17 protein-coding genes are annotated in these 26,410 nt (G+C 51.4%); 8 read left to right on the top strand and 9 right to left on the bottom strand.

Features of this window, described 5'->3' with window-relative positions; translation table 11 throughout:
• Positions 1-349 precede the first annotated feature (349 nt).
• Both P8N76_06820 and P8N76_06815 read left to right on the top strand, forming a co-directional pair.
• Positions 350-2,629: a nitrite/sulfite reductase gene (locus P8N76_06820; protein ID MDG2381369.1), complete on the top strand. Its 2,280-nt coding sequence runs from the start codon at positions 350-352 to the stop codon at positions 2,627-2,629.
• Positions 2,626-3,201, top strand: a complete 576-nt coding sequence (locus P8N76_06815; GenBank protein MDG2381368.1) for a hypothetical protein — start codon at positions 2,626-2,628, stop codon at positions 3,199-3,201. Before P8N76_06820 ends, P8N76_06815 begins: the two co-directional genes overlap by 4 nt.
• Before the next feature lie 63 nt (positions 3,202-3,264).
• Here the strand turns inward: P8N76_06815 and P8N76_06810 are convergent, their stop codons facing one another.
• Together P8N76_06810 and P8N76_06805 are read right to left on the bottom strand one after the other, a co-directional pair.
• The gene (locus P8N76_06810; protein ID MDG2381367.1) at positions 3,265-4,566 is read right to left on the bottom strand and encodes a hypothetical protein; all 1,302 of its coding nucleotides are present in this window, start codon (positions 4,564-4,566) and stop codon (positions 3,265-3,267) included.
• 123 nt (positions 4,567-4,689) lie between these two features.
• Positions 4,690-5,127, bottom strand: coding sequence for a nucleoside deaminase (locus P8N76_06805; GenBank protein ID MDG2381366.1), 438 nt, complete (start codon positions 5,125-5,127; stop codon positions 4,690-4,692).
• A 275-nt stretch (positions 5,128-5,402) separates the two neighbouring features.
• Here P8N76_06805 and P8N76_06800 point away from each other — a divergent pair, with 275 nt between their 5' ends.
• The 4 genes from P8N76_06800 to P8N76_06785 all read left to right on the top strand — a co-directional run bounded on the left by P8N76_06800 (position 5,403) and on the right by P8N76_06785 (position 12,378).
• On the top strand, positions 5,403-7,316 hold the full coding sequence (locus P8N76_06800) for a DUF1592 domain-containing protein (GenBank protein MDG2381365.1): 1,914 nt from the start codon (positions 5,403-5,405) through the stop codon (positions 7,314-7,316).
• Entirely contained in the window at positions 7,313-8,671 is a 1,359-nt protein-coding gene (locus P8N76_06795) for a DUF1552 domain-containing protein (GenBank protein ID MDG2381364.1), read from the top strand. The genes P8N76_06800 and P8N76_06795 overlap by 4 nt, the downstream gene beginning before the upstream one ends.
• A gap of 186 nt (positions 8,672-8,857) precedes the next feature.
• On the top strand, positions 8,858-10,357 hold the full coding sequence (locus P8N76_06790) for an arylsulfatase (GenBank protein ID MDG2381363.1): 1,500 nt from the start codon (positions 8,858-8,860) through the stop codon (positions 10,355-10,357).
• 341 nt (positions 10,358-10,698) lie between these two features.
• The gene (locus P8N76_06785; GenBank protein MDG2381362.1) at positions 10,699-12,378 is read left to right on the top strand and encodes an endonuclease/exonuclease/phosphatase family protein; all 1,680 of its coding nucleotides are present in this window, start codon (positions 10,699-10,701) and stop codon (positions 12,376-12,378) included.
• Positions 12,379-12,387: 9 nt separating this feature from the next.
• Here the strand turns inward: P8N76_06785 and P8N76_06780 are convergent, their stop codons facing one another.
• The 3 genes from P8N76_06780 to P8N76_06770 form a co-directional block, all read right to left on the bottom strand.
• On the bottom strand, positions 12,388-12,873 hold the full coding sequence (locus tag P8N76_06780; GenBank protein ID MDG2381361.1) for a HEAT repeat domain-containing protein: 486 nt from the start codon (positions 12,871-12,873) through the stop codon (positions 12,388-12,390).
• Positions 12,874-12,973: 100 nt separating this feature from the next.
• Positions 12,974-14,623 carry a cardiolipin synthase gene (gene cls / locus P8N76_06775; protein ID MDG2381360.1) on the bottom strand — a complete coding sequence of 550 codons (1,650 nt, stop codon included), beginning with the start codon at positions 14,621-14,623 and terminating at the stop codon, positions 12,974-12,976.
• Positions 14,624-14,645: 22 nt separating this feature from the next.
• Positions 14,646-14,969: a hypothetical protein gene (locus P8N76_06770; GenBank protein ID MDG2381359.1), complete on the bottom strand. Its 324-nt coding sequence runs from the start codon at positions 14,967-14,969 to the stop codon at positions 14,646-14,648.
• 386 nt (positions 14,970-15,355) lie between these two features.
• Between P8N76_06770 and P8N76_06765 the strand changes: the two genes are divergently transcribed.
• The gene (locus P8N76_06765; protein MDG2381358.1) at positions 15,356-15,823 is read left to right on the top strand and encodes a hypothetical protein; all 468 of its coding nucleotides are present in this window, start codon (positions 15,356-15,358) and stop codon (positions 15,821-15,823) included.
• Between the two features lie 16 nt (positions 15,824-15,839).
• On the opposite strand, the gene P8N76_06760 is transcribed toward P8N76_06765, so the two are convergent.
• From P8N76_06760 to P8N76_06745, 4 genes are all read right to left on the bottom strand, one after another.
• Entirely contained in the window at positions 15,840-17,276 is a 1,437-nt protein-coding gene (locus P8N76_06760) for a DUF1501 domain-containing protein (GenBank protein MDG2381357.1), read from the bottom strand.
• Positions 17,277-17,282: 6 nt separating this feature from the next.
• A complete protein-coding gene (locus P8N76_06755; GenBank protein MDG2381356.1) occupies positions 17,283-20,105 on the bottom strand; it encodes a PSD1 and planctomycete cytochrome C domain-containing protein in 2,823 nt (940 codons plus the stop codon).
• 181 nt (positions 20,106-20,286) lie between these two features.
• Positions 20,287-22,488 (bottom strand): sulfatase-like hydrolase/transferase, encoded by a 2,202-nt coding sequence (locus P8N76_06750; GenBank protein MDG2381355.1) that lies wholly within the window; start codon positions 22,486-22,488, stop codon positions 20,287-20,289.
• An 8-nt stretch (positions 22,489-22,496) separates the two neighbouring features.
• Positions 22,497-24,593: a hypothetical protein gene (locus P8N76_06745; GenBank protein MDG2381354.1), complete on the bottom strand. Its 2,097-nt coding sequence runs from the start codon at positions 24,591-24,593 to the stop codon at positions 22,497-22,499.
• A gap of 306 nt (positions 24,594-24,899) precedes the next feature.
• On the opposite strand from P8N76_06745, the gene P8N76_06740 reads away from it, so the two are divergent.
• A complete protein-coding gene (locus P8N76_06740) occupies positions 24,900-26,324 on the top strand; it encodes an FAD-dependent oxidoreductase (protein MDG2381353.1) in 1,425 nt (474 codons plus the stop codon).
• Positions 26,325-26,410 lie beyond the last annotated feature (86 nt).

Genomic DNA, 26,410 nt, shown 5'->3' with positions numbered 1-26,410 from the left:
AGGTCAGGATTCGAAGCTGTGCGATCAGATCCACCTTCAATTGTGGCGTGGCCTCGTTTTTGATAATCTTACCGTCAGTCAGGTGTTGTATCTTCCCCATTTGCATTATCTCGCCAGGTTTGGAGATGGGTGATCGGGGCTGCAGCGACCGTGGCAGAGCAAGCGTCGCGACGCAAGTATTCATGGTGTCGGCATTTAAGTGTTGGCGCCGACGGAATTTTGACGCCAGGGAATCTTGGTTGTCGTCGAGTCGATCGTGACTGCATTGGCTGCTGCCCTGTTGGATGAAAAGCTGGCGTCGATCTGCAATTTTCGGTTCGACGCTCTCAATTAAAACGGAGTGATTCCGATGAAGGCTAGTAATCAGATCTGGAAAGAGCGTCTAGAGAGCCAAGTGCCCGAGCCATTGGCCGTGGAAATTGACACTTTCGAGACTGAAATTGCACTTCGAAGCCAAGACAAGATCGACGAAAAAGTGTTCGCGGAAACGCGTCTTCGCCGTGGAGTTTATGGGCAAAGGTATGACAATGGGCAGCGACATGATGGCACCAAATCGCACGAATTAGCCTTTGAGGAAAAAATCACCAAGGGGCCGAACACGGTTTGGGATGCGCCGGGCATGCAGCGAATTAAGATTCCCTATGGTGGAATGACGCCCGAGCAGTTGGAGCTGATGGCGGATTTGGCGGAAGAATATTCCGATGGCATTGGCCACATCACGACGCGGCAAGACTTCCAATTGCACTTTATTCATATCGATGACACGCCAGCGTTGATGCGTCGCCTGGCTGCGGTGGGCATCACCACTCGAGAAGCTTGCGGAAATTCAGTGCGAAACGTGACCGGCTGCCCCTACATGGGGGTTTGTGCCGACGAGCCGTTTGATGTCACGCCATACGCTCGGGCCCTGACCGAGTTTATGCTTGGTCATCCCGATGCACAGAATTTTGGCCGTAAGTTTAAGCCGACCTTTAGCGGTTGCCATCAGCATGCGTGCGGTTTGGCTCAAATGCACGATTTGGGACTCACGGCAGTGGTACGCGAGGTTGATGGGGTTGAAAAACGCGGCTTCAAGGTTGTGGTAGGTGGTGGTCTCGGCGCCGTGCCCCGGCAGGCCAAGCTGTTTGACGAGTTCATGGCGCCCGAAGAAATATTACCCGTCGCACAAGCGATGGCACGCGTCTTTGGCCGGCACGGTGAAAAGAAGATGCGAAGTCGCGCTCGGCTCAAGTTTCTGATTGAAAAATGGGGGATTGAGAAATTCAAGGAAGAGGTGTTGGCCGAGCGGGCCAATTTGTCGCACGATCCGCGCTGGAACGACTACTTGAAGAACATTGATGTCGATGAGGAACAGCCGCTCAAGCCACCCGGTGAATTGCCTGCCGTGAACGGCAACCCGCGTATGAATCATTGGCTGAAGACAAACGTTCGTGATCAGCGGCAAGCCGGCTATGCGACGGCAACCGTTGCCTTGCCGTTGGGCGACATCACGCCACATCAATTGCGAAAGTTGGCGGACATCGTTCGTGAGTTCACCCAAGGAACGATCCGCACGACCGTCGAACAGAATTTTGTCATTCGTTGGGTGAGTAAGTCGGATTTGCCCGCCTTATTTGAAGCACTCGACGCCATTGGTCTGAGCGAAGCCGGCGCTTGCAACGTTACTGACATTGTTACCTGCCCCGGAACGGATACTTGCAAGTTGGGGATTTCGTCTTCCCGGGGCTTGGCCGGTGAACTTCGCACTCGTTTGGCCATCAAGGGGGTTGAGCTTGATCAGGCGATTCAAGATCTGCATATCAAGATCAGTGGCTGCTTTAATAGTTGTGGACAACATCATGTGGCAGACATCGGCTTTTACGGTGTCAGCCGTACTTTACAGGGATTTAAAGTACCTCACTTTCAGGTTGTGTTGGGTGGCCAATGGGAAGAAAACGCAGGCTCTTATGGACTGCCGATTGTGGCAATTCCTTCTAAACGTGTGCCGGCCGCTCTCGATCGCATCACGGAGTTTTATTTGACGACGCGTGACAAGGGCGAGCGTTTTTCGGACTTTGTGACGCGGATCGGAAAAGGGAAAATCCGGGAGTTGCTGGATGACTTGACCAAGAATCCCCCCGAACCCGAGATTGATCCGTCCTTTTTTGCGGATTGGTCCGATCCACGACAGTACAGCATCGGCGACATTGGTAAGGGCGAATGCGCTGGTGAAGTTGTGTCGCAGTACGAGTTCGAGATGAGCGCCTCGGAACGACTGGTCTTTGAGGCCCAAGTCAAGCTCGAAGAGGGGGACTCGCAGCAAGCAGGGAAGACTGCTTACCAGGCGATGATCAAAGCAGCTAAGGCATTGGTCCTGATTCAATACGACGATGTGACCGAGGAAGATCCCGACGAAGTTGTTGATGAATTCAAAGAACGTTATTACGACACGGAAGTTATTTTTGATCCCTTTGCTGGGTCGAAGTTTGCCGATTATTTGTTTGCTGCTCACGAGCAGGCAAATCGCACGTTTGATGCTGAATCGGCTCACCATCTAATCGAAGAGTCGCAGCTGTTCATCGAGGCCGTCCACAGTTGCTACAACCGGATTCGCACGGAAGGCCTTAGCGAAAGTGGGGCGGCAAAATGATTTTTCAACACGTGAATGTAAAGTTGTTCGTCGATGGTCCAATGAATGTTGATTGGGGACGTTTCATTGAAGTTTTTCACACTTGGGTTGCCGAGCAATCTTTGGATGAATTGCTGATTGATGTCGCTGACTATCGGCATGTGCCGATGGGGCCGGGCGTGATCCTCGTCGGCCACGAAGCCGATTACTTCATGGATAATTCCGCCAATCGGCCCGGCTTGAAGTACAACGACAAAATCGAACGGCCGGGCAGCAACGAAGATCGATTCCGTCATGCGTTACGAGCTGCTGCCATTGCCTGTTTGCGGCTCGAGGCGGAACTGGACGGATTGAAATTCGACCGGCACCAGATCCAATTTTGCCTCAACGACCGGGCGTTTGCTCCGAATAATGAAGAAACCTATCAGGCCTGCCAGGCTGAACTGCCTGGGTTGCTGAGTCAGGTTGTCGGTGACGGCGAATATGAAATTCTCTACGATCGTGATCCTCGCAATCTGTTCGGAGCCGATATTAAAACTCCCCAATCCATCGACTTGCAAGAACTCGCGGCATCACCGCTTTTTACCGGCTGACTTCCTCAAAACCGTATCGAGAGAGGGTCGGTCGGGAGTAAAGCAGTTGGTCGTGATTTACTGCTAAGCTGCCTTGCGACGATGTTCGTCGAGGTAAGTTGGTGTTCGCAAGGTCGGCCCTTTGACGGTGTCCGATGACCGAACCTCAGGCGATGGTTTCGATTTTCGCGATCGAAATAGCATAATGCCGACGAGGATCACCGCGGCGAACACTCCGCAAAGTTGAGCCACACGCTGGAAAATGTGATCGGCAAGGTCTGTGCTGTGCGCGGCAATTTGCTCAATCTTCGCATCGACAGAAGCATCGATTTGGACAACGGTCTGTTTGCCAAAATCAGTTAGATCTTGTGTGGCAGCAATACGCTCATTGTGCACCGCATGAAGCACCGCATCGCGTTCCTGTTGCAGGCCGCTCATCACCGCCAATCGCTCTGCACGAATCTCGCCCATGGTTTCGGCACGCATCTGGTCGATTGAGCTGAGGGTTGCCATCCGTTCTTCCTGAATCGCCCGGTGTAAATAGTCTCGTTCACGTTGCACCAGTTCAGGGATTACTTCCGTCGTATCAGCGATGCGAGCCACGCCATCGGTTGCAACTGATAGATTGGCGAGTGACTCCGTAATTGTCTTGGCTTGTAGCGTTTCTAAAACCATGATTTCACCTTGCCACCGTGCCTGTTTGGGCAAGAATTCGGCGTATAGCGATGAAATCTTGTGAAGCTGGTCGAGCTGATCGTCCAGGTCTCCCACAACGTCCATCAACTCGCGATTTGCCACCTTAATCTTGGCCATATAACGCGTGTAGTGGGCTGCGATGGATTCTCGATTGAAATAGAGGTTTTCGATCGGGTAGTCATGCGAAAACTGTTCCGGGAACTCTTCGCGAATCGGAAAGTCCGTGCCAATCATGTCTAAAATCTGGCGCATCGATTGATCAAGTTGCTGGGAGGTTTCGATTGCCACCCATTGAGATGCGCCAAACAGACGCTCGTCACTGGGACGTTCAAAGAGATCGATAGACTGTTTGTTCAGAGTCCAAATGTCCAGAAAAGCTCCGAGAGGGTCTCGTCGTGATCCCGCCTGAAAACAGGCTGCTATCCCATTGGTTTTCCAAAGCAATGCGTTCTTGCGTATTCTTGGATCAGGATTGGCTGCGATGATTCGGTCTGCAGATTGCTCGACACGACCACAGTACTGAACGACCAGATCGTCCAGAATGACTCGAAGTTCGCGCGATGTCATACCCGCTTTGCCCTTTTGTTGTTCGAGCAAACCTTTGGGGTATTGGATCGTCTGACAGCCTAGCAGTAACGCTATCGTGCCCAGCAGTAGCAGGCGTGGAAAGAATTGAGGTCGCATGGTCATGACGGGCTCTTACCAAGGATCTCTTTCAGAGGCAAGGTAGGTGTTTTGCTAGCATGGCCCGTCACGGGTGCGATTTACGCTGTCGGTTGTTGGGCAAATCGATGATACAGGTTGGGGCTCAGCTTAGACGCCGATGTCCTCGCCCCAGAGTTCCGGATGTCTTGCGACGAACTCGTTCATCAGTTGCATGCACTCTGCATCATGAAGGACTTCGATCTCAACACCTCGACTACGAACGTAATCTTCGGGACCTTGGAAAGTTTTGTTCTCTCCGATGACCACTTTGGGGATTTTGTAGAGCAAAGTCATGCCGCTGCACATGTCGCATGGTGAGAGTGTTGAATAGAGGATTGACCGTTGGTAGTCGACCGCCTTCAAACGTCCCGCATTTTCAATGCAATTCATTTCAGCATGGTGGATGGCGCTTCCTCGTTGCACCCGTTGGTTGTGACCTCGGCCGACAATTTCCCCATCGATAACAAGTGCTGATCCGATCGGTATTCCACCGTTCTCTAAACCAATTTTGGCTTCTTCGATCGCAACTTGCATGGCATCGTTCATCGATAATTCTCCGCATGAGGTGATCGGCTGAATAGTGATCGGCTGAATAGATAGTCCGATCATATCGCCGAGACTGATTTTCGTCACGATTGTTTACCCGTTGTTTTACAGGTGGTGTTTTATCGTGAACTTCAGCAGGATTCCTTGAACGCGGCTGCTTGCAGCTGTAAGAAAGACTAGAAAGTGATAGGATGGGGAGATGGTTCCTGGCCTCACTCCCAATTTCCCTTCCTCCCTCTGTCCGCCTGCCGATGAATTGGTTTCGAGCTTATTCGGTGTTGACGTTATCAATCGGGATCGTCTCTGGGACGCTTTCTGCGGCGGAGCCAGAGCCGTTAAGTCCGACTGCGGCAATTCAGATGGTCAGTCACTATTGTGCAGATTGTCATTCTGAAGACGCTGCTGAAGCCGATCTCAATTTGACTCGGTTTGCGACTTATGAAGCGATTGTTTCGGAACCCGAGCTCTGGGGGAAGGTGCTACGACGGGTACGCAGCGGTGAGATGCCGCCCCCGGATAGCGAGGTACTTTCGGGCTCCGATCGCGATCGCTTGGTGGATTGGATTCAGACATCGTTGCATACTGCGGCCTGCGGTGACGGTGTCTCGCCGTCTGCTGCAAGGTTGCGTCGGTTGAACCGCAATGAGTATGCAGCGACGGTTCGTGATCTGTTAGGCATTCACGTTAATGTGGCTTTGGAATTTCCGGCAGATGGCGCTGGAGGTGAAGGGTTTGACAATGCGGGTGAAACGTTATTTCTTTCGCCTTTGCATGCGGAGAAGTTTTTGGATGCCGCTCGAACGGCACTCGAACACGCTTTTCGAGATCAACGGGCGCGTGAGCAACTCATAACGGCAGAGCCAAATCAGGATCTGTCTCCTGATGCTGCTGCGAAAAAGGTGCTTGCTGGATTCTTGCCACGGGCATTTCGTCGGCCTGTGAGCCAAGCTGAATTGCAAAAGTATCTTGGTCTTTTTCAGGCGGTGTACCAGGAAGAACGTTCCTTTACCGATGCAATACAATTTGTGTTTGAAGCGGTGATGCTATCGCCAAACTTTCTGTTTTTGTTCGAAGAGCCTAACGAAACTGGTAAGCCGGTGCTGTTGACCGATCATGAACTCGCGTCGCGATTATCGTATTTCCTTTGGGGATCCATGCCGGATGACCGCCTGTTTCAATTGGCGACCAAAGGCGAATTGAATTCAAATCATGTGTTGGACGAGGAAGTCGCCCGCATGTTGAAGGAATCAGGCAAGGTTCGTAGCTTTGCCGAGAGTTTTGTAGAGCAGTGGTTGGGGACGCGAGCCTTGGGGCGAGAATTTAAGCCTGATCCGACCGTCGCGAAGCGATATGATTCAGAACTTGAAGGGGGTATGAAGTATGAGCCTGTCTTCTTTTTTGAAGAACTATTGATCAAGAATCTTTCGTTGTTGAAGTTGATCGATGCGGACTTTACCTACGCAAATCGTCGGCTTGCTCGACACTATCGAATTCAAGGTGAATTTCGTGAACAACCCCGTCGGGTCGAATTGCCGCCAGCTAGTCATCGGGGGGGGGTGCTGGGAATGGCAGCTGTCTTGGCGGTTTCCTCTTATCCACATCGGACAAGTCCTGTGTTGCGCGGCAAATGGATTTTGGAAACGTTACTTGGGGATCCTCCTCCTCCTCCGCCGCCGGATGTGCCTGAATTGCCAGAGGCCGAATTAGGGGGTGCCGTTTTGTCGTTGCGCGATCGACTGGAGCAGCATCGACAGGATGCAACCTGTGCTTCGTGTCACGACCGGATGGATCCCCTAGGATTTGGGTTGGAGAATTATGATGTGCTGGGACGCTGGCGTGAAAAATCGAACGGCCACCCAATTGATGCCCAAGGTGAATTGCCCGACGGAACCAAATTTAATGGGCCGGCTGAGCTGAAACTTGCGTTGCTTGATCGAAAGGATCAATTTGCCCGACACCTCACAGCGAAAATGTTAGGTTATGCGCTTGGGCGAGGATTGAGTAATGAGGACGGTTGTGTCGTGGATGAGATTGTTGATCAGCTAAAGAAGCATGATTATTCGACCCATCCACTCGTTTTCGGAATCGTAAAAAGTGTGCCATTCCGCTATAAGCAAGGGACGGATCCCGCTGCTGCTGCGGTGCAGGCAGACGCGAAACTTGTTGTTCCTGAGCAGGAATCGGAATGATGTCGAAATGCAGAGTCGAGATTACGCGACGTACTTTGTTGCGCGGTGCAGGTGTCACGCTTGCTTTGCCTTGGTTGGAGGCCATGGTGCCTTCTGTGGTGCGAGGTGCGGCCGCACAAGCAAGTCCAATCAGAATGGCAGCGTTGTTTATGCCCAACGGTGTGCGCGCGGATCAGTGGACTCCTGAAGGGCAGGGGACTGAATTTCAGCTCTCGCCAACCTTGGAGCCTTTGGCCGATTTGAAAAAAGAATTACTCGTGTTGACCAACTTGTGGAATCAAGCGAGTGACTTCGGCGATGGGCATTATGTGAAGACATCGGGGTTTTTAACCTGTACGACGATTAATAAATCCTTAGGAATCGATCTGAATTGCAATGGCGTTTCTATGGATCAACTTGCCGCCCGAACGGTGGCTGATGCGACTCCGTTGCCCTCCTTAGAGTTAGCGACCGAACCGATCAGTATTGGAGTTGATCGGAATGTGGGTTACACGCGCGTTTATGGTTCTCATGTTGCATGGAAGGGACCGACGAACCCACTGGCCAGAGAAATCAATCCGCAGCTCGTGTATGAACGCTTGTTTCGAGCCGGTTTGCCACAAACGGTCAATGCACAACGCGATCGCCAGCTATTGGATCTGGTGTTAGGGGATGCAAGCGATTTGCGGCAACGGCTGGGCGTCGCTGATCGCCAGCGAATCGACGAATATCTGCAGTCCGTCCGTTCACTCGAACAACGACTGGAAAGGGCCTCAGGAGATTCAGCCAGCGAGTGGAGTCCATTAGTTCCTTTTGCGAAGACACCACAACCGACAACGGGGATACCGAGTCAGTATCAGGAGCACGTGCGATTGATGCTGGACATGATCGCTTTGGCATTTCAAACTGATACGACGCGCGTTTGTACTTTCATGTTCGGCAATGCAGTGAGCGGACGCAACTTTTCATTCTTGGAAGGAGTGCAAGGTGGCCATCATCAACTGTCGCATCACCAAAACAAAGAAGAAATGCTCCGTCAGTATCAGGTGATCAGTCGTTGGCATGTCCAGCAATATGCCTACCTTCTGAACAAGCTTCGCCAGATGCCGGAACACGATGGAAGTGTGTTGGATAATTCGATGATCTTGTTCGGCTCCGGATTGCGGGATGGAAACGGCCACAATCCGCACAATCTTCCCATTTTGTTAGCGGGTCGTGCTCAAGGGCGTTTGGCAGTCGGTAAACACTTGGTCTTCGGGAACGATACTCCTTTGGCGAATCTGTACGTCTCGATGTTGAACGCCTTCGGTGCCGAAGTGGAACGCTTTGCCGACAGTACGGGACCGTTGGCAGGCGTCTGGAATTCGTCGGCTTAGATTGTGCTAGGCCCGGAAATGATTCCTGCCTCGGTTGGAAATGAGCGAATAGGTTGTCAAGGAAGCCGCCGTTTCAAATGACGTTCGAGGCCTTGTGGACGGTGATCTGATTTCTGATTCTGGGCATCGTTGTAGGATTGGCGTTACAATTAGGCGGGTAGGAAAAAACGGTTAGAGAGAAAATAAATGAACAATCGAGTGCGAGCTGGCATGATTCGTTCCTTTCGTTTTGGATGGGTGAGGCTTCTGCTGTGGAGCTGGATTTTGTTTTCCGTTTCATTGTCAGCGCAGTGGTTGAGGGCTGATGCAAAGCAGGCAAATCATCCAAATATTGTTGTCATCATGGTTGATGATATGGGCTATGGGGATGCAGCTTGTTACAACTCGGAATCTAAGATTGCGACTCCCAATATTGATCAATTGGCTGATGACGGAATGCGATTCACCGACGCGCATGCCCCGGGGCCCCTCTGTCACTTGTCGCGATACGGCTTGCTGACAGGACGTTATCCCTTTCGTACTAACGTTGCTCGTTGGCGACGACAGCCTTCCATTGACGAGGGGCGATTGACGATTGCCTCGCTCCTGAAATCACAAGGTTATCGAACTGCGATGGTGGGGAAGTGGCATCTGGGATTTCTTGAACAAGGCTATGATCAGCCCTTGCCGGGAGGACCGGTCGATCGTGGCTTTGACAGCTTTTTCGGCATTCGAGCCTCGACGGATATACCACCCTATTTCTATATTCGTGATCGGCAGGCGGTGGCCGCACCCACCAAGCACATTGAGGCAAGAAACACCAAGGGATGGTCGCCAATTCAGGGTGAGTTTTGGCGAGCGGGGGGCATCGCACCTGATTTGGCATTGAAAGATGTTTTGCCAAAGTTTACCGATGAAGCGATTCGTGTGATTGAAGAACACTCGAAACAGCCATCCGATTCACCCCTGTTTTTGTACTTGGCTTATCCGGCGCCCCACACGCCGTGGCTTCCCTCTCCAGAGTTTCAAGGAACAAGTCAGGCCGGTATGTACGGCGATTTTGTCACCATGACGGATGCCATGATTGGTCGAGTGTTGAAGGCACTTGAGGATGCAAAGATGACCGACGATACATTGTTGATTTTTACGTCAGACAATGGGCCGGTCTGGTTTGAAAAAGACGTGGAACGGTTCGGTCATGATTCTTCGGGAGGTTTACGCGGTATGAAGGCCGACGCCTGGGAAAATGGTCATCGCATGCCATTTGTCGTTCGTTGGCCAGGCAAGGTTGATCCTCAAACGGTAACCGATCAGCTGGTTTGTTTTACTGACTTACTGGCAACCTTTGCTGCGATTGTCGGTGCCGAGTTGCCGGATGAAGTCCAACACGATAGTGTCAACTTTTTGCCGGTGCTTACCGATCGCCAGGCAGAAAGTAATCCCGTTCGCGAAAACCTCGTCGTGGCGTCGGGCAATGGCACAATGACAATCCGAGATGGCGCCTGGAAACTGATTACCGGTTTGGGGTCCGGTGGATTCTCAAAGCCAAGTCGAATTCAGCCGGATAAAGATGGACCAACTGGCCAGCTTTATAACCTGGACGATGATCGTGCCGAGAAACACAATCTTTTTCTACAACATCCGGACATCGTTCGGCGTCTCGAATCACAGCTCGAAGCGATTCGGCAAAAAGAACGGACTCCCTGAAAGTGAAGTTCTGCGGTTAAGAACTCCTCTTCGATTCGATCCGTCTCACCCGTGAACCCACTTTTGAATCGACCCCCCTTTCGATCGGTCGAGCAAGCCAGCGCAGCATGGCCGTTTTGTGATGAACGTCTTCATGGCGAGTCGTCTGTTAGCCGACTTAATAACACAACGACAACGATGATGTTGGGGTGGGCGGTTGCGTCGTCTTTTTTTCGGAGTGACAGCGTTGATTGCTGCCAGCACGACGGTAGCTGATGTTGCCCAGTCTGAAGGGCTGTGCTAGAAGCCTGCGTTCCGCGCGGATCGCGCGATTCACCTGCTGGGAAATTACGGGGCCAAGGATGGCAAGGTCGAAAAAGAAAAGGTCGATATCGCAAAACATCGTCTACTACGCGACACCTGGGATGCCCAGAAGCGTTAAGAATCTGCTCTCCAGTCGATTGGGTGCGCCCATGGTATTGATCTCGCTGATCACGCTGGCCAGTTCTGGGGTTATTTCGGTGCAGTGGGTAAATCATCGCCCGCGAGTCTCGCTCGACAAAGATCGTATTGCCTACATTAGCCAGACTCTTCAGGGATTGGGGGAACGCTTTTTAGAAACCGGCAACGTTTCTTCAACGCTGCCTGTTGCGACCCGTCAATCAGCTGCAGACGCCAAGCAGATTCAAGTCGCCGCGCAGCAAGGTGACACCATCCGCATTGCTAGTTTCAACATTCAAGTTTTTGGTACCTCTAAGTCTGCCAAGCCAGATGTTATGAATATCTTGGCCAAAATTGTGCGACGATTTGACATCGTGGCAATTCAGGAATTAAGGACAACCGACCCTTCGGTGATGGCAAACTTCATTCGCCTGATTAATTCTGAAGGCGGAGCCTACCAGTTTGTGATCGGACCACGACAAGGACGTACTGACAGTAAAGAACAGTATGTGATTGTCTATGATACGCAACGAATCGAGGTCGACCCTAGCTCAGTCAAAACGGTAGATGATCCCAAAGATTTACTCCATCGAGAGCCCATGATTGCGCGTTTTCGGACGCGCGCTTCCCCGACGATTGATGCGTTCACCTTTATTTTGGCGAATATTCATACGGACCCTGATGAGACCAAACAAGAATTGAATGCGTTGGGTGATGTCTTTTTAACGGTGCAACAGAATCCTTGGGGGGAAGATGATGTAATTCTGTTGGGGGATCTCAACGTTAGCTACAAGAAACTCGGCAAACTCGGTGAGATTCCAGGGATTGCTTACACGGTTCACGGTGAGCCAACGAACACACGCGGTAATAAATCATACGACAACATTGTTTTCAGTAGTGTCAATACGACCGAATACGTTGGGCGTTCCGGCATCATCAATTTGCAAACAGAGTTTGGGCTGACCAGGGAACAAGCGTTGAAAGTCTCGGATCACTATCCCATTTGGGCGGAGTTTTCTGCGTATGAGAGTGGGACGAAAACTTTGTTAGCAAAACAACGCGCTGCTGGACAGGCTGCTGCGAGTGGTGCTGCGACAGGCTCGTCGGGACCAACCGGAAACGTGGTTACCAATAAAGGCCCGGCCGCGAATCCAGCGGGTAGCCCGAACCGAACTAACGCGACTCAGCCAGCTCCCGCAAAGGTCTACAACCCATTGGCACGACAGGTTCCATCGAGTCCTCAGCAATCGCAATCGGCATACGGGACATCGCCCCAGTACGCTCAGCCCCAGTACGCTCAGCCCCAGTACGCTCAGCCCCAGTACGCTCAGCCCCAGCACGCTCAGCCCCAGCACGCTCAGCCCCAGCACGCTCAGCCCCAGCACGCTCAGCCCCAGTACGGAGCCACCGGTGCAGCGATTCCATCGACTGCACAGCAACCTCACTATGCGGCTCAGGGGCAGGCGAGTTCGACGCCTGGGCAGCCGCAGGCAGGATATAGCCAGGGTTCGACCGGCGCCCCGCAATCCTCTGGTGCCCCTTCGACTCAACAGAAAACACGTCCCTTTGATCGGCGTCGGATACGATTCTTGAGTCGCTAAGTGGTGCGATTACGCGAAAGCTCCGCTGGCAAGTCGTGCGAGCCGTTCGTGATTGCTTTGGCTCGCTGTTTTCAATGCGTCGAGCAGGGTGGGCGATTGATGACCAATTTTCGCGACAGCCCAGACGGCTCGTTCTCGCAAGCTTAGATCCCGATCAGAACAGATCAATTTTGCTAAGCTGTCGCAGGCTTGCTCCGCTGATTCTTCGGACCGTCCGAGTAAAGTGATTGCCCAGTAAGCGACGTTCGGCGAGTCGTTGTCAACGAGTCTGATCAGATCAGGGATTGTATCGACGAGTGGAGCTCCAATTTCTTCTAGAGCGGCCGTCGCCCATTCGCGAGTCATTTCGTCGGTGCCGCAGGCTCGTACTAAGGGAACGCAAGCTGCGTGACAACCGGCGCCGAGCTGAGCTAAGGCTTCAGCGGCTGCTGCCCGCTGTTCTGCTTCGCCATTCAACTGGTCTACGAGCGTTTCAATCTGTTGTGAATCTGCCATTTTTGCGTCCTTGTTGACTGCGGTGAAACGGCGATTTTCGTCGCCGAGTCTAGGCGTCTTCTCATTGCAGTTGAAGCCGAATTATGACGGTGATGGGGTGTTATTGAATGGGGGCTAATAAACGCGCTCCGCGTACCGCGAGTCGGAAACAAAACGACCGATTTGTGTACTCACTGGCGGAAACCAATCGGCTTTGAGCGAAGTCGTCAATCAACATTTGTTCGACTTGTGAAGCGAAATCGACATCGTGAATCGCCATGGTAACCTCGAAATTGAGTCGCATAGATCGATTGTCAAAGTTAGCGGTTCCAACGGTTGCCATGTCGTCGTCGATCAGCATTACTTTTTGGTGTAAGAATCCAGGTTGGTAGCGAAAGATTTTCACATTTGCGTTTTCAGCTTCTTGGAGATAGGAAAAAGAAGACAAGTAGACGAGTTTATGATCAGGTTTTTCAGGCACGAGAATCCGAACGTCCACTTCGCGAAGAGCTGCCAGTTGCAAGGCTGAAATCATTTCGTCATCGGGGACAAAGTAAGGACTCACGATCCAGATTCGCTCACGTGCTGAATTGATCATGTCCAGGAACATCAGCGTTCCGGTTTCCAATTGATCGGCGGGCCCCGTGGGAATGCACATTGCAACTTTGTCTGCCTGCGCCGTCTTCCGCGGTTGCCAATTCAGATCGAGATGCTGTCCTGTGGCCCAGAGCCAATCTTCGACGAATGGAACCTGTAGGCAAAGAACGACAGGACCTGAGACCTCGATATGAGTATCGCGCCAAGGGGTTAACACGGGATCTTGCCCCAGGTATTCAACGCCCACGTTGTGGCCGCCAACGTACCCATCGTGTCCATCTACAACGACGATTTTTCGGTGATTTCGGAAGTTGACGCGAAAGCGGTGGCCACGTCCCTTGCGTGTATTGAAAGGGAAAATCTCAGCACCAGCAGCTCGTAATTCTTGGAGGTAGCTGTCTGGGAGCTCTTTACTTCCTAGCTCATCGAAGAGCACGCTTACACGAACTCCTGCTTGAGCCCGTTCCAAGAGAGTCGCTTTGAGCTTTTGGCCCAGGGCGTCATCTCGCAAAATGTAGAACTGAACCAACACATAGTCCTGAGCTTGCGAGATTCGACTCAAGATGGCATCAAACGTGTTGTTGCCATTGATTAGTAGTTTGGCGTCATTGCCTGTTGTAATCGGGAGTCTGCTCAGTTTTCGCAATAGCGTTGCTTGGGCGTGTTCTCGCGCTGTTGATGGTTTGAATAACAAGTGCTGGTCGGCCATTACTCCGCGGATTTTTTGCTGAATCGACTCGGTACCATTTGCCTTTGATCGCAGTGAGTGATAGCCGTCGAATTTCGACTGTCCAAGGACCCAGTAGGCAGGAACGGCAAGATAAGGGAAAGTATTCAAGCAAATAAACCAGGCAATCGACCCCTGTGACGTTCTGGTTTGCATAATTGCTTTGACGGATGATGCCGCCCCCAGAAGGTGCATCAGGATTACAAAGCTGCAGATGATTTGATTCTTGTAGTGGATGTGCCAGGGTTCAACCATCTCTGCCGCGTCAATCGCTGCCTGCGATCCATCCAACACAGGGGCAGATACCTTGTCGGCTTGCTTGCCGAGGGTGGATGAGTCATTGACGGGTTGCCTTAAGGCGTACTCACCATCGTTGTGGAAGGGGAGGGGTTCGCTCACAAGCCAGCTTAGCAGCAGGCACCCTATAAATTGAGTAATCCAAGACATCGAACAATTCTTTGATGTTTATTCAGGGGGTATTGGGTTGGGACAGCAAGCTTTCGACAAACGGTTTCACCTTGGAACGGAAATCAAGGTCACCGTCGAATTTTTTTGCGAGCTTACCATCTGCATGGTAGACGATCGCGGATGGCAGCGTGGCAATCTGTAACGCGTCTAAAGCCTGATGAGTTTGGGTACTGCAGATGAGGTTTTCGGTATTGATGCCTAGGCTGTCCAGTTTTTCGACGATCTCTTGTTGGAGATCGTTCGAAGGGCCCTGGCCCGTTTGATCATAGTCGAGGTTCAGTGTGATGGTTTGAAGCTGGTCGGGATATTTCTCTTGCAACTGCATGAGCTGCGGTAGTTCCGCAATACATGAGTTTCACCAAAGTGCCCACAAATCGAGTATGACAATGCGGCCTTGGTGATTGGCAATTTCAGCGGGAAGTTGCTGGATGGAAAGAACTCGAGCTGAGACCAGCCCAGATCCTGCTGGATTTGCCGGCTCCGCGCTGAAGCAGCCAGAAATGGCTAAAAATAATAATGCTGCGAATCGGCGCATGTTGGCTCCGGTATGAACAGGCAATTTTAAGAGCGGATCGATTGTAGTGGATTCTGCGGTAGCGGTCTTGAGTGATCTGATGATCATTCCTGGGCTACTGCTGAGATTGCTGCGAGCGATGGCCACGGATCTGTTACACTTGAGGCGGAAACAGGGGGAAAGGCGGAGATTCGTCAATGAGAAAAAATCAGAGCTTAGAAGGAACGAATGGAATGATTCGACAATACGTTGGGATCTTTGTCGGACTGTTGGCAGGTGTGCTTGTGATCTGGGCCGGTGTTGCCGTTTCGTTTCAAATGTTTCCACCACCCGCAGATCTCGAGTTGACCAACCGCGAGGCCATGTTGGAGTATATCAATAGTTTGCCGTTTACGGCGCTACTCATCACGTTATTTGCTCATGCCTTCGGTGCTTTGGTGGCAGCTTTTGTTTGCGAAACCATCACTCGAAGTAACTGGGTTGCCGGGTGGCTGCTCATCGGGGTTTTGTGTCTGGGGGGGGGGATCGCGAATTTGCTGATGGTGCCGAAACCGGCGTGGTTCGCCGTGGTTGACCTGATGCTTTATGTACCGGCCGCATGCGTTGGTGGCAAAACAGCGGCCCATTTGTTTTCTTCCAAGTCGGCTGCTGGAGTATCTGGTTGATCGGTTTCGAAGTCGATTAAGCGATGATGGACTGGATCACACGGCCTTTGACATCGGTGAGACGAAAGTCTCGGCCGGCGTAACGGTAAGTGAGCCGTTCATGGTCGAAGCCAAGTTGGTGCAGCAATGTTGCATGTAAATCGTGGACATGCACGCGATCTTCCACTGCTCGAAATCCGAATTCGTCAGTAGCTCCGTGTACATGTCCGCCTTTGATTCCACCGCCGGCAAGGCAGAGCGAGAAACCGTGATGATTATGATCACGGCCTTGGGCCGATGACTTGCCGCCTCGCTCTAATTCCACTGTCGGCGTGCGTCCGAATTCACCTCCGATGATCACCAGCGTCGAATCAAGCATGCCTCGTTGGCGCAGATCGGCGATCAGTGCTCCAATCGCTTGCGAGCACTCTCCTGCTAACTTGCGGTGCTCTTTTTCAATATTGTTGTGGTTGTCCCAGGGTTGCCAGGCGCCGTGCCACAATTGGACAAATCGGACGCCTCGTTCTGCTAGGCGACGGGCGATAAGAATTTGTCGAGCCTGAGGTGTGTTGCCGTACATCTGGTGGATGTAGGTCGGTTCTTTCGTTAAATCGAATGCTTCTGTTGCCGCCGCTTGCATGCGGAATGCTTGTTCGTAGGAATGGATTCGTGCTTCTAACTGTGTGTCGTTACCACGTTGATCCAGGTGGTGTTCATTTAGCTGTTGTACGAAATCAAGCTGTTGTCGTTGGCTTGATTTGTCGAGTGTTGAATTTCGAATATTCTCGATCAGTTTGTCGACTTGATCCGTCTCTTGTGTGTCGATGTAGGTGCCCTGATAAACGCTCGGTAAAAATGCCGACTGCCAGTTTTGTGGCCCTTTCACCGGGTGACCGCCGGGGGACATGGCAACAAAGCCCGGCAGGTTTTCGTTTTCCGATCCCAGGCCGTAGGTGAGCCACGATCCGAAGCTGGGGCGAACTACGTTCGCCACGCCGGTATTCATTAGCATCAAAGAGGGCTCATGATTCGGCAGATCGGCGTACATTGATCGAATGACACAAACGTCGTCGATTTGCTGTCCCAAATGGGAAAATAATTCGCTGACTTCGATCCCACTTTCACCATATGGCTGAAAACGAAAGGGCGATGCCATACCAACGCCCGTCAGTCGTTCCGTGATGAGGTTAGGCGCAGGGAGTGGCTGGCCATCGCGTTTGGTGAGCTCCGGTTTGGGGTCGAAGGTATCAACATGAGAAGCGCCACCGTTGAAGAAAATATGGATTACACGTTTTGCTGGAGCTGGGAAATGAGCGCTTTTTGTCGCGAGCGGATTCGTGGCTGCACTTGTCTTGGCAGTCGTCGGCAGTCCACCCAGTGTGCCTAAGCTGATCGCGCCAAGTCCCATGCCCGATCGGTTCAAGAATTCACGACGTGTAAGGCCGGCGTAATTTTGATGGGAATTCTGGTTCATTGAAATCTATTCCACGAACACGAAAAGATTGGATTGTAACATTGCCTGAGCGATCCAGGTCCATTTGTCTTGTATGGAAGTTCCTTGGTTGGCCCGGTTGGCCTGCTGCAACCATCGTTTGATTTGTTGATCATCCTCAGGTGGGGACATCGCAAATACACGTCGGTAGAGTTCGCGAAATCGCGCTGTCTCATTAGGCGGTAGCCCAGTGATTTGCTGACCGAGCTGTTCAGCCTGTTGGGTCACAAATGGACTGTTCAGAAAAAAAAGTTGTTGTTGGGGGACGGTTGTTTCGGGACGTTGTGGGCTGGTGAAGTCAGGTGAAGGAAAATCAAAGTTCCTGGCAAATGAAGGAATGTGCTGCCGATCGACTTGTAAATAAATCGTTCGACAGGTGGTCGTCGGATCATCGGGATCTGCGATGATGCCGCGTCCGCCTGTGCGATCATCGAGTTGACCTGAAACGAAAAGCAAAGAATCTCGGATGGCTTCCCATTCCAATCGCCGTGCGTTATACCGCCACAAATACCGATTCTCTGGGTCAATTTCATTTGGCTTGCGGCGGAGAAGGCTCGCCTGCTGATAAGTACGAGAACTCAGAATGAGTCGATGCAGTTTTTTTAAGGATCCCCCATTTTCCATGAACCAGGCTGCGAGGTAATCGAGCAGTTTCGGATGGGTGGGGGGGACACTGCGAACACCAAAATCGCTCATGGTACGCACAAGCGGTTGTCCAAAATGCCAATGCCAGACTCGGTTGACGAAAACGCGAGCTGTCAAAGGGTTGAGACGGTCAGCAATCCTGTCGGCAAGTGCCAGTCGATCATCTCCAAGTGTGCGACGATCGAGTTGATTACCGTCGCTACCCCAGAAAATCGCTGGGATTTGTCGAGGTACCTCTGGCCCAATTCGGTTGGCTTGTCCTCGCAGGAATACAGTTGGCTGATGCGGTTGGGCGCGTTGGCGAAGCAACATAGCGCGTGGTTGGGCCTGTGAGTTATTGATTGAGAGTTCCTCAACCTTACCAGCCAGATTCCGCATGGCCGTGTGTTCGTCGAGATGATAACAATCGATTGACTCGAGACGCGTGATGGTAATCGGCCTGTCGCCTCCAAAAATCGCTGCCCACATTTCAGCTTGTTCTGAATTGGTGGGAGGAGCAGAGTTCGCTTCTGCCGCTTGTCGGTTTCGTTGGTAGAAGGCTTCCAGCGCACTGCCGTACGATTTGGCAAGCTCCACCATCGAACCTGGGTGATCTTCAATCAGTTGTTTTGCGATGATTTGATTGATATCTTTTCGGTGAAGTTGGCGACTTAATTCGGTGGAAAAGTTATCTTGATCGATGACATCCATGGCATGCCAGATACCGAAAATCGAATCTGCGGTGTCTGTCTTGTCGAGGTAGCGTCTCCACCTTTGAATCGAGCCGAACCCGTAGGCCGTTGGCCCACGTAAAACCGTTCTTGCGGTTTTCAGTGGGTTTTGATCTCCCATTCGATGTCGGGGTGACTCTTGAACAAGATAAACCAAGTAATCCGTTGCGAAGCCGCGCATTTCATGTTGGATTTCACGGTGAAGGTCGCGGTATTTTGTGTCGTATGCAGTCGCTCGCTTACGCAACTCGGTGAGGTGTTCCGCGGATTCTTGACTTTTGCCATCTGCTGTAAGCGTCGGTAAGTCCGGATGCTGAGGTTCGTAGGAACTGGCTAAAATACCGTAGAGTGAATAGTAGTCTGCCGTAGGGATGGGGTCATATTTATGGTCGTGGCAGCGCGCGCATGAGACCGTTACCCCTTGAAGGCCGCGAGAAATCACGTCAATCTGATCGTCCAAGGTGTCATGGTAGTTGTGATTAAAGCGACGGCCTACGGTCAGAAAACCCATTGCCGCAAGCCGCCAGCGATCCGTGTCCGCATAGGTTTGCTGATCGGCGGCAAGTTGATCCAAGATGAAATCGCGAAAAGGTAAGTCGTCATTGAAGGCTTGAATCACATAATCGCGATAGGTGTAGGCAAACGCGAATTGGACTTGGCCTCCGTCAACATAGCCTCGTGTGTCACCGTATCTGGCCACGTCGAGCCAATGGCGTCCCCAGCGTTCACCATAGCGAGGGTTAGCGAGTAAGCGATCTGTCAGCTCTGCAATCGATTCTTTCTCTGTGGCGATTCGGCTCGCTGGTAAACCAATCAAGTCGAGATGAATCCGACGCGATAGTGTGTCGTGGTTGGCAGCAGGTGAAGGTGTTATCCCTTGCTCTTCCAATCGAGACAGCACGAACAAATCGATTTCATTTTGGACCCACTGCAGATCTTTTACTCGTGGAAGTTTTGGTTTTTCGATTGGTTGAAAAGCCCAGTGTCGCGTTTCGCGATTGGGTCGAGGAACTCCATCGGTTTGGACCTCTTCGGAGGGCCATGCCGCGCCTGCTTCGATCCAATGGCGAAGATCTTCAATTTCTTTTGCGGAGAGTTTACCGTCCGGTGGCATTGCCAAATCATTTGCACCGAAGGAAATGGCTTGAATTAGCAAACTCTTATCGGCGTGGCCTGGGATGAGGGCCGGACCTCGATCGCCTCCGGTCAGTAAGGATGTTCGTGAATCGATTCGCAGGCCACTTTCTTGCAGCGATGGGCCATGGCATTCATAACACTGTTTCGCCAGCAAGGGTCTTACGCGACGCTCAAAGAAATCAATTTGATCCGTCGTGAAATCTTTGCCGTGACAAAGATTGCCATCGCAAAACCAGATTGCCAATGTCAGTGAAAAGAAACACCAAGCGACTCGCATTGTAGTGTCCGTTAAATGTTTCTTGTTGGAAGGGGGCCCCATGAGGGTCTGCTCGCTGGACCTTTTGATTATCGTAGCCGAGAGGGCAAGGCTCAAGGTGAAAGCCTGGAAGATTCACGGTTGCGAGAGCCGCTTTTCACCGAAAATAGGTTCAGAATGCGGTCTGGTTGGGCGAACCTCGATCGTTCTGCAATCAGAGGCTTATTGAGCTTTCGAATTTTCCTTATCGCAACGGCGATGCGTTGAGAGGGGAGTCTGCCGTGGGTTGGCAAGGCGCGGAAGGCGAATTGACCGGAATTGGCGAGGTAGATGGCCAAGTCGGTGGCTGGGGTGGGTAGTAGGTGAGATGATAGTTGGGAAAGTGATAGTAGGCCAATTGATCAAGCCGGTATTCTTCTAGAAGCTGCTTGAGTTGATCGGCCAACTCAGGATATTGATCGATCAGGTTCTCGGATTGCAACGGATCATCGATCACATCGTGGAGGGTTGTTGCCTGGGTTGACTGGTCATCTGTCAGTTTCCAGCGACCACCAAGTAGGATGGTGTCGGCTCTTGCGAAGCAAGAGTTGACATGGCAAAACGTCAAGCGATGGTCTGGCAAAGGACGGTCGGTCGAGAAAACATTGATTCCTTGGAAGTTGGGATGACTCGGACGCCCCATCAGGCCCAAGACACTCGGGACCAGGTCCACATGCTCAAATGGATAGTCTTCAATCGTCGGCTTTAGGAAATTGGGTGCATGCATGATACAAGCGATGTGGATTGCGGGTTCGACGGGTTCGCGTGCATGGGTGACGGTTCCGCACTCATGGAAAGACTCGCCATTCTCACCTGTGATCACTAGGATCGTGTTGTCGAGACGGCCCAGTCGTTTCAGCGCCGCTGCCAAGTGTCCGATTTGGCGGTCACATTCATGAATCGAGTTGAAGTAGGCGTTGCGCACATTTTCCGTCTGTTCTTTCGGGTATTCGACGAAACTGACACTGGGGGCGAGTGAAGCAGGTTGGAAAGGGCGAGCACAATCTTCTGAAATGAGGTAGGGGAAATGTGAACTTTGGAAGTTCATGCTCAGAAAGAAGGGGCGATCTGCCTGGACTTGCGCTTCGATCCATTCAATGGCCTTGCTGGTCGTATGCTCATCCGTTAATTTTCCGGCGACTAAACCTCCGGTTCGGACTTCGTGGGCGAACCCCGTATCAAGCTCAGAAAAGGTTGTTTCTGCTCTGCTTGTTTCAGGGTGGTAGAAGGTGTGGAGGCTGGGTTTCTCGAGGAAATGGTCCATGCCGCCCCAGGCTTCATTTTGTGAGGAAATGATAGCCGTCGCGTAACCCGTCGGCGCTAAGATGTCATAAATTAGAGTACGAGGATAAGGGTCATGGGGCCCGTAGTAATAGTGGCCCTGCGTTCTGAGTGGGTAGAGCGAGGAAACGAGGCACACATCAGCGTAGTCGGAGTGCGTGCTTTGTGAATAGGCACGGGAGAACTCGATGCCGTTTTTCGCGAGTTTGTTGATGTTCGGAAGCACCTCTTGGCCTTGATGCCATTGGTGGATCGTATCGTGTCGCAGAGATTCGATCGCCACGAAAATGACTGACGGCGCATTCGGTTTTGGCAGACTCGATTTTATGGGGACCCGTTTTGTGGAAACGGTTTGTCTTGGTAAGCGAACCAATGAATTGTTTGCCAAGCTGTCCGTGATCACTTGGCCATTTCGAGATTCAAGGTGCGACGTGTAAAGTGTCATCGTTGGATGTAGCCGATGTTTGACTGCACGTGTGTCATGCACACGTCGATGCACACTGTCTTCGTGCGAAAGATTGATCCAGCTCCAAGATAGCGTTAGCCACAGAACCATCCACGCGATGAATTGTCGGCCGACTAAACGATTGCTGTCCGGCCAGGTCTTGCTGGTACTCCGAACCAACACGAAGGGGATCGCCGTGAAGGCGAGCAGCAGTAATATCGACGCAGTGAATAGGTGAATGGGTTCAGCTGCAACCACATAGGTCCAAAGATGGTGGAAGTTGAATGTGATGAATCGCCAAGTTTCAAAATTGGCAAAACGGCCTGACTGAAAAAATAAGAACCAACTCAGGCTGTAGAGAAGAACCGCAAAGCACAACAGGGTTGTGACGACCAGGCAAAAGGTAAGCCGATGAAATCTCGATACGCCTTCTGTGATTCTCTTGTAGAAGCATCCTAGAAAGTAAAGAGACCACCCGACGGTCACCCAAAAAAAGGTTACGAAGGAGATGCCGAGGAGGGTGGTGCGTGGCGAGGTATAAATGTTTTCATCGCAAAACCCGACAAACACCAACTCGGCAAAGATTGCAGTGATGATTGTGATTGCGAGAAAGCTGTTAGGGGCGATCAGCCTCGCCGTTCGTTGGATCGTCGATTTTGCTTGGAAAGCCGGATTTTTCATGGCGAGGATCACATTGATTCAACAGGATGTGGTGAACGCGTTTTCTTTTTTTGATTTGATTCCGTTACGGAAGGTTGGGATGTAACGGGAATCGTCGTGTGTTGGGATCGATTGGTAACTCGTTGATGCACCGTATCGCGGATTTTTTCGCATTCATAAATAAACAGATCGCCAATTTGGATGGAGTGAAGATTGTCGAAGTTCTGTCGGATTACCAAGATGTCCACATCTTCCTGGCACAATTCGTCAAGGGCGTGCCAAGATGGTTCCACATCGAAATCCGATCCATACAGCGCGAATAGCGACCTGGTTGTCCAATCGTTTCGGTTAATCGTCTTTCCATTCCGTTTTAACTCGGCAAGTTCAAAGGGGCTGACGAGGGTTGCACGCCGTTGCCCCTCCACTGCCGTGCCGCGATTAAACATGTTTCCAGCTGTCTGCTGTTTCGAGAAAAAGCATTTGGATCCAAGTGTGACCCAGATGTCGTCGAGGCCTATTTGCGGCCAGTAAAGGGTTGGCAATCGATCGCTGTCCTTGAAACGTTGATCAAGGAAGCCGTTTAATTCGGTCAAATGGTGTTCATGTCGTGCCACCCAATGCGTGGATTGTGCCCATTGAGGGCCTGTGAAAAATAACGCTTGTAGCGAAAGGCATCCAACGGTCGCCGTCGTGCAAAATAGACGTCCGCCACCCGTTTGCCAAAACATCCAAGTGATCATCAAGACACTGGCAAGCAAGGTATAAAGCGGCCCGAGTGTGGGCGGAACGAATCGCAGCAAATCAATCGGAGATGGTACGTTCTTTATTTGATCCCAATGAGCAATTAACGGTGCCAGCAGAGGGATGGTTAGTAGAACTGCTGCGACAAAAAACAGAATTCGTTGGTTCGTCGGCAGATTACCATTCGTCTTTTCGGCGAGTTGTTTCCGACTTCGTAAGACCCACAGCATGCTGAATGAGGATAGGGTTTGGACGAGTGTCATGGCGCCAGCGGCGAAACAACTGCCCAGGAGAATCACGCGGCTAGTTGCGCGCGGCTTGCTGTCAGTCCATGCTGCTCGTAGCAAGGCGGCTCCCAGCGGGATCTGAATGAACTGTAGCAACCACAATGCTCGGTAGGGTTGGCCTTGAAGCGGCAAGGCGTAAGGGAGCCAAGGAGCAATTAGTCCGCCGATGATCCCCAGAGTTGCCACTGTGACGATTCCATCGAGTAGTCGCTTCGTCGACTCATTCAGACGCAGCGTATTGCGGGATGTTAATGTGATCGCAAACGCTGTGCCGATTTTAATCCAATCCGTGAGTGTCCACTCCTGCAGAAATGCGTAATGGTTTGAGACCTGAACATTCTGTTTCCAGGTGGCGTCCATTTCACCCAAGACTGCGTCGCCCCAGGGTGGGTGCAATATGATGGCGAGAAGTGGTGTGAGCCCGGCAGCGAAAAGCAGGCCAATTTGCCGACCCGACAGGAATGTCGTCAGTGTGAAATAAAGCCAAACTAAGAAACCGCTGAATGCCATCACCGGATGGAGCAGAAATGCAGGGAATAGGCACAGCAGGGAATAACCGATTTGCTGGTGAGCAAGATGGGTCATTGCAAAAAGTACGAATCCAATTGCAGCTAAACGGGGTGTCAAAAAGTTTTCGTTCAGATGGAAAACGTCCAACCCTCCAAACGGAACCGGGTTGACCGCGATATAGATCAATGACAAAGCAGCCACCGACTTCCACCGCACGATCCTGCTGACAAATCTTTGGGCAGAGAAGAGTAAGAACGAGCTACTCACCAAATAGAAAAAAAAGAAAGTGCTACGGATTCCAAATGGTTGTACGAAGGGGCTGACGAATTTTGAAAAGAGCGAAAATCGATCCTGGCTTCCAAACTTCAAGTAAAGGTCATCACCGTAGAGGCCAAAGTTGGCCCGATTTAATACCTGCACTGCGTAGAGCCGCGCGTCGTGAATGAGATCCGAATAGGGACGCATTATTGCGTTAAGCAATAACAAGCCCAAAAAAAGGCACCATGGATTTAAGCTGAATTTCAAGAACGACTTGCTCAAGTCCTTGAATCGATTGCTGGTGGGCAAATGTCCGGCAGCGTTGTCCATGTCTGATCCGGTCGTGCGCGTTGAATGAATCGTAATATCGCGGACATCGGAGCTTCGGCTGGCAAAACCGAGTCAAGATATGATCTTCTGACTCTCAACGTCCCCAATCTATATAGCTCAGGTAGCAGAGATTCGTTCTGTTCGGGGCCCAATTCTGTGCTGATTTTGCAACCGTTAAATATTGACTTCTTGCCTAAATTCGCTTTTATGACCTATCTTCACTGGAGAAGGATCCGTTTTTAGATCCATCTCGAGGTCGATCCGTTTTCGAGGTTGTGTGCACGTTTTAGGCGGAAAGAGGATGTGATGAAGGTTGGCGTGATCGGTGCCGGACCTGCTGGACTCACAGCGGCCTACGAGTTGGCCAAAGCTGGGACGAAGGTTGAAGTTTTTGAGGCGGGAAGTGCTGTTGGAGGGATGTGTCGTTCGTTCCAACTTTGGGGACAAACAGTCGATTTGGGACCTCATCGTTTCTTCAGCTCCGATGCGCGTGTAAATCGCCTCTGGTTGGAAATAGCCGAACGCGATTACCGCATGGTGGATCGTCTGACCAGGATCTATTACGGTGGAAATTTTTTTAATTACCCGTTGCAACCGGGGAATGCACTGAGGAATCTTGGACTCGCAGAGTCCGCTCGCTGTCTGGCGAGTTATGCGCGACAACGACTGTCTCCTGGAGTCGAAGGAGCGTCATTCGAATCTTGGGTAGTCAACCGATTTGGTCGTCGTCTTTTCGAAATCTTTTTCAAGACATACAGCGAAAAGCTTTGGGGGATTTCCTGTCAGGATCTTGATGCGGATTTTGCAGCTCAACGAATCAAAAAATTGTCATTGGCTGAGGTAGCAAAGAATGCGCTTGGATTGGGAGGACGACACCACCAAACGTTAGTGGATCAATTCGCGTTCCCGCTTGAAGGGACGGGAATGATCTATGAACGGATGGCTGATTATATCGATGTCTTGGGAGATGTCAGTTTGAATTGCCCCGTGCAACGGGTGATTCATCAGGGCAAACAAGTTACCGGTGTGGAATTGAAGGACGGTCGTACGCGGGAATTTGACCACGTTATTTCCACCATGCCGATGACCTTGCTCGTGAACGGTCTCGAGGGAACTCCATCGCACGTGTTGGAATCGGCAGATTCACTGAAATTTCGAAACACGATCGTTGTTTACTTGCGAATTGCTGCCACTGATCTGTTTGATGACCAATGGGTCTATGTGCATGCTCCTGATCTTCAAGTTGGACGTGTCACGAACTTTCGGAATTGGATTCCCGAGCTATATGGCAGTTCGGACGAAACGATTCTTTCGCTCGAATACTGGGCAAACGACGATGATTCCATGTGGCGAGAAGCCGACGAGGAATTGATTGCCCGCGCGAAATCTGAAATGCGGTCAACCGGTCTGATTGGTGCATCTGAAATCCTGGATGGACATGTTGTGCGGGTGCCACGTTGCTATCCAGTGTACGCGCGGAACTACAAGACACATCTTTCCACGATCCAAGGCTATCTGTCTGACTTTAACGGCTTGATTCCCATCGGTCGCTACGGTGCCTTCAAGTACAACAATCAGGATCACAGCATCTTGATGGGGCTCCTGGGAGCCGAAAATCTGTTGAAGCAAAGTCGGAATAATCTTTGGTCGATCAATACGGACTATGAGGCTTATCAGGAAGCTGCCACGATTACTGCAGCTGGCTTAGAGGCTGCGGATTTCGTCACTTAATGTTTTCGATGAGTTTTTCTGGATGATCTGATCAAAGCTTCTGCAAGAGAAAAACAACAGTACCTTTGTGCAGGCCTTTCGATTTG

This window comes from Pirellulaceae bacterium, from assembly GCA_029243025.1.
Lineage (GTDB): Bacteria > Planctomycetota > Planctomycetia > Pirellulales > Pirellulaceae.
This window is presented reverse-complemented; position numbering and strand designations above follow the sequence as displayed.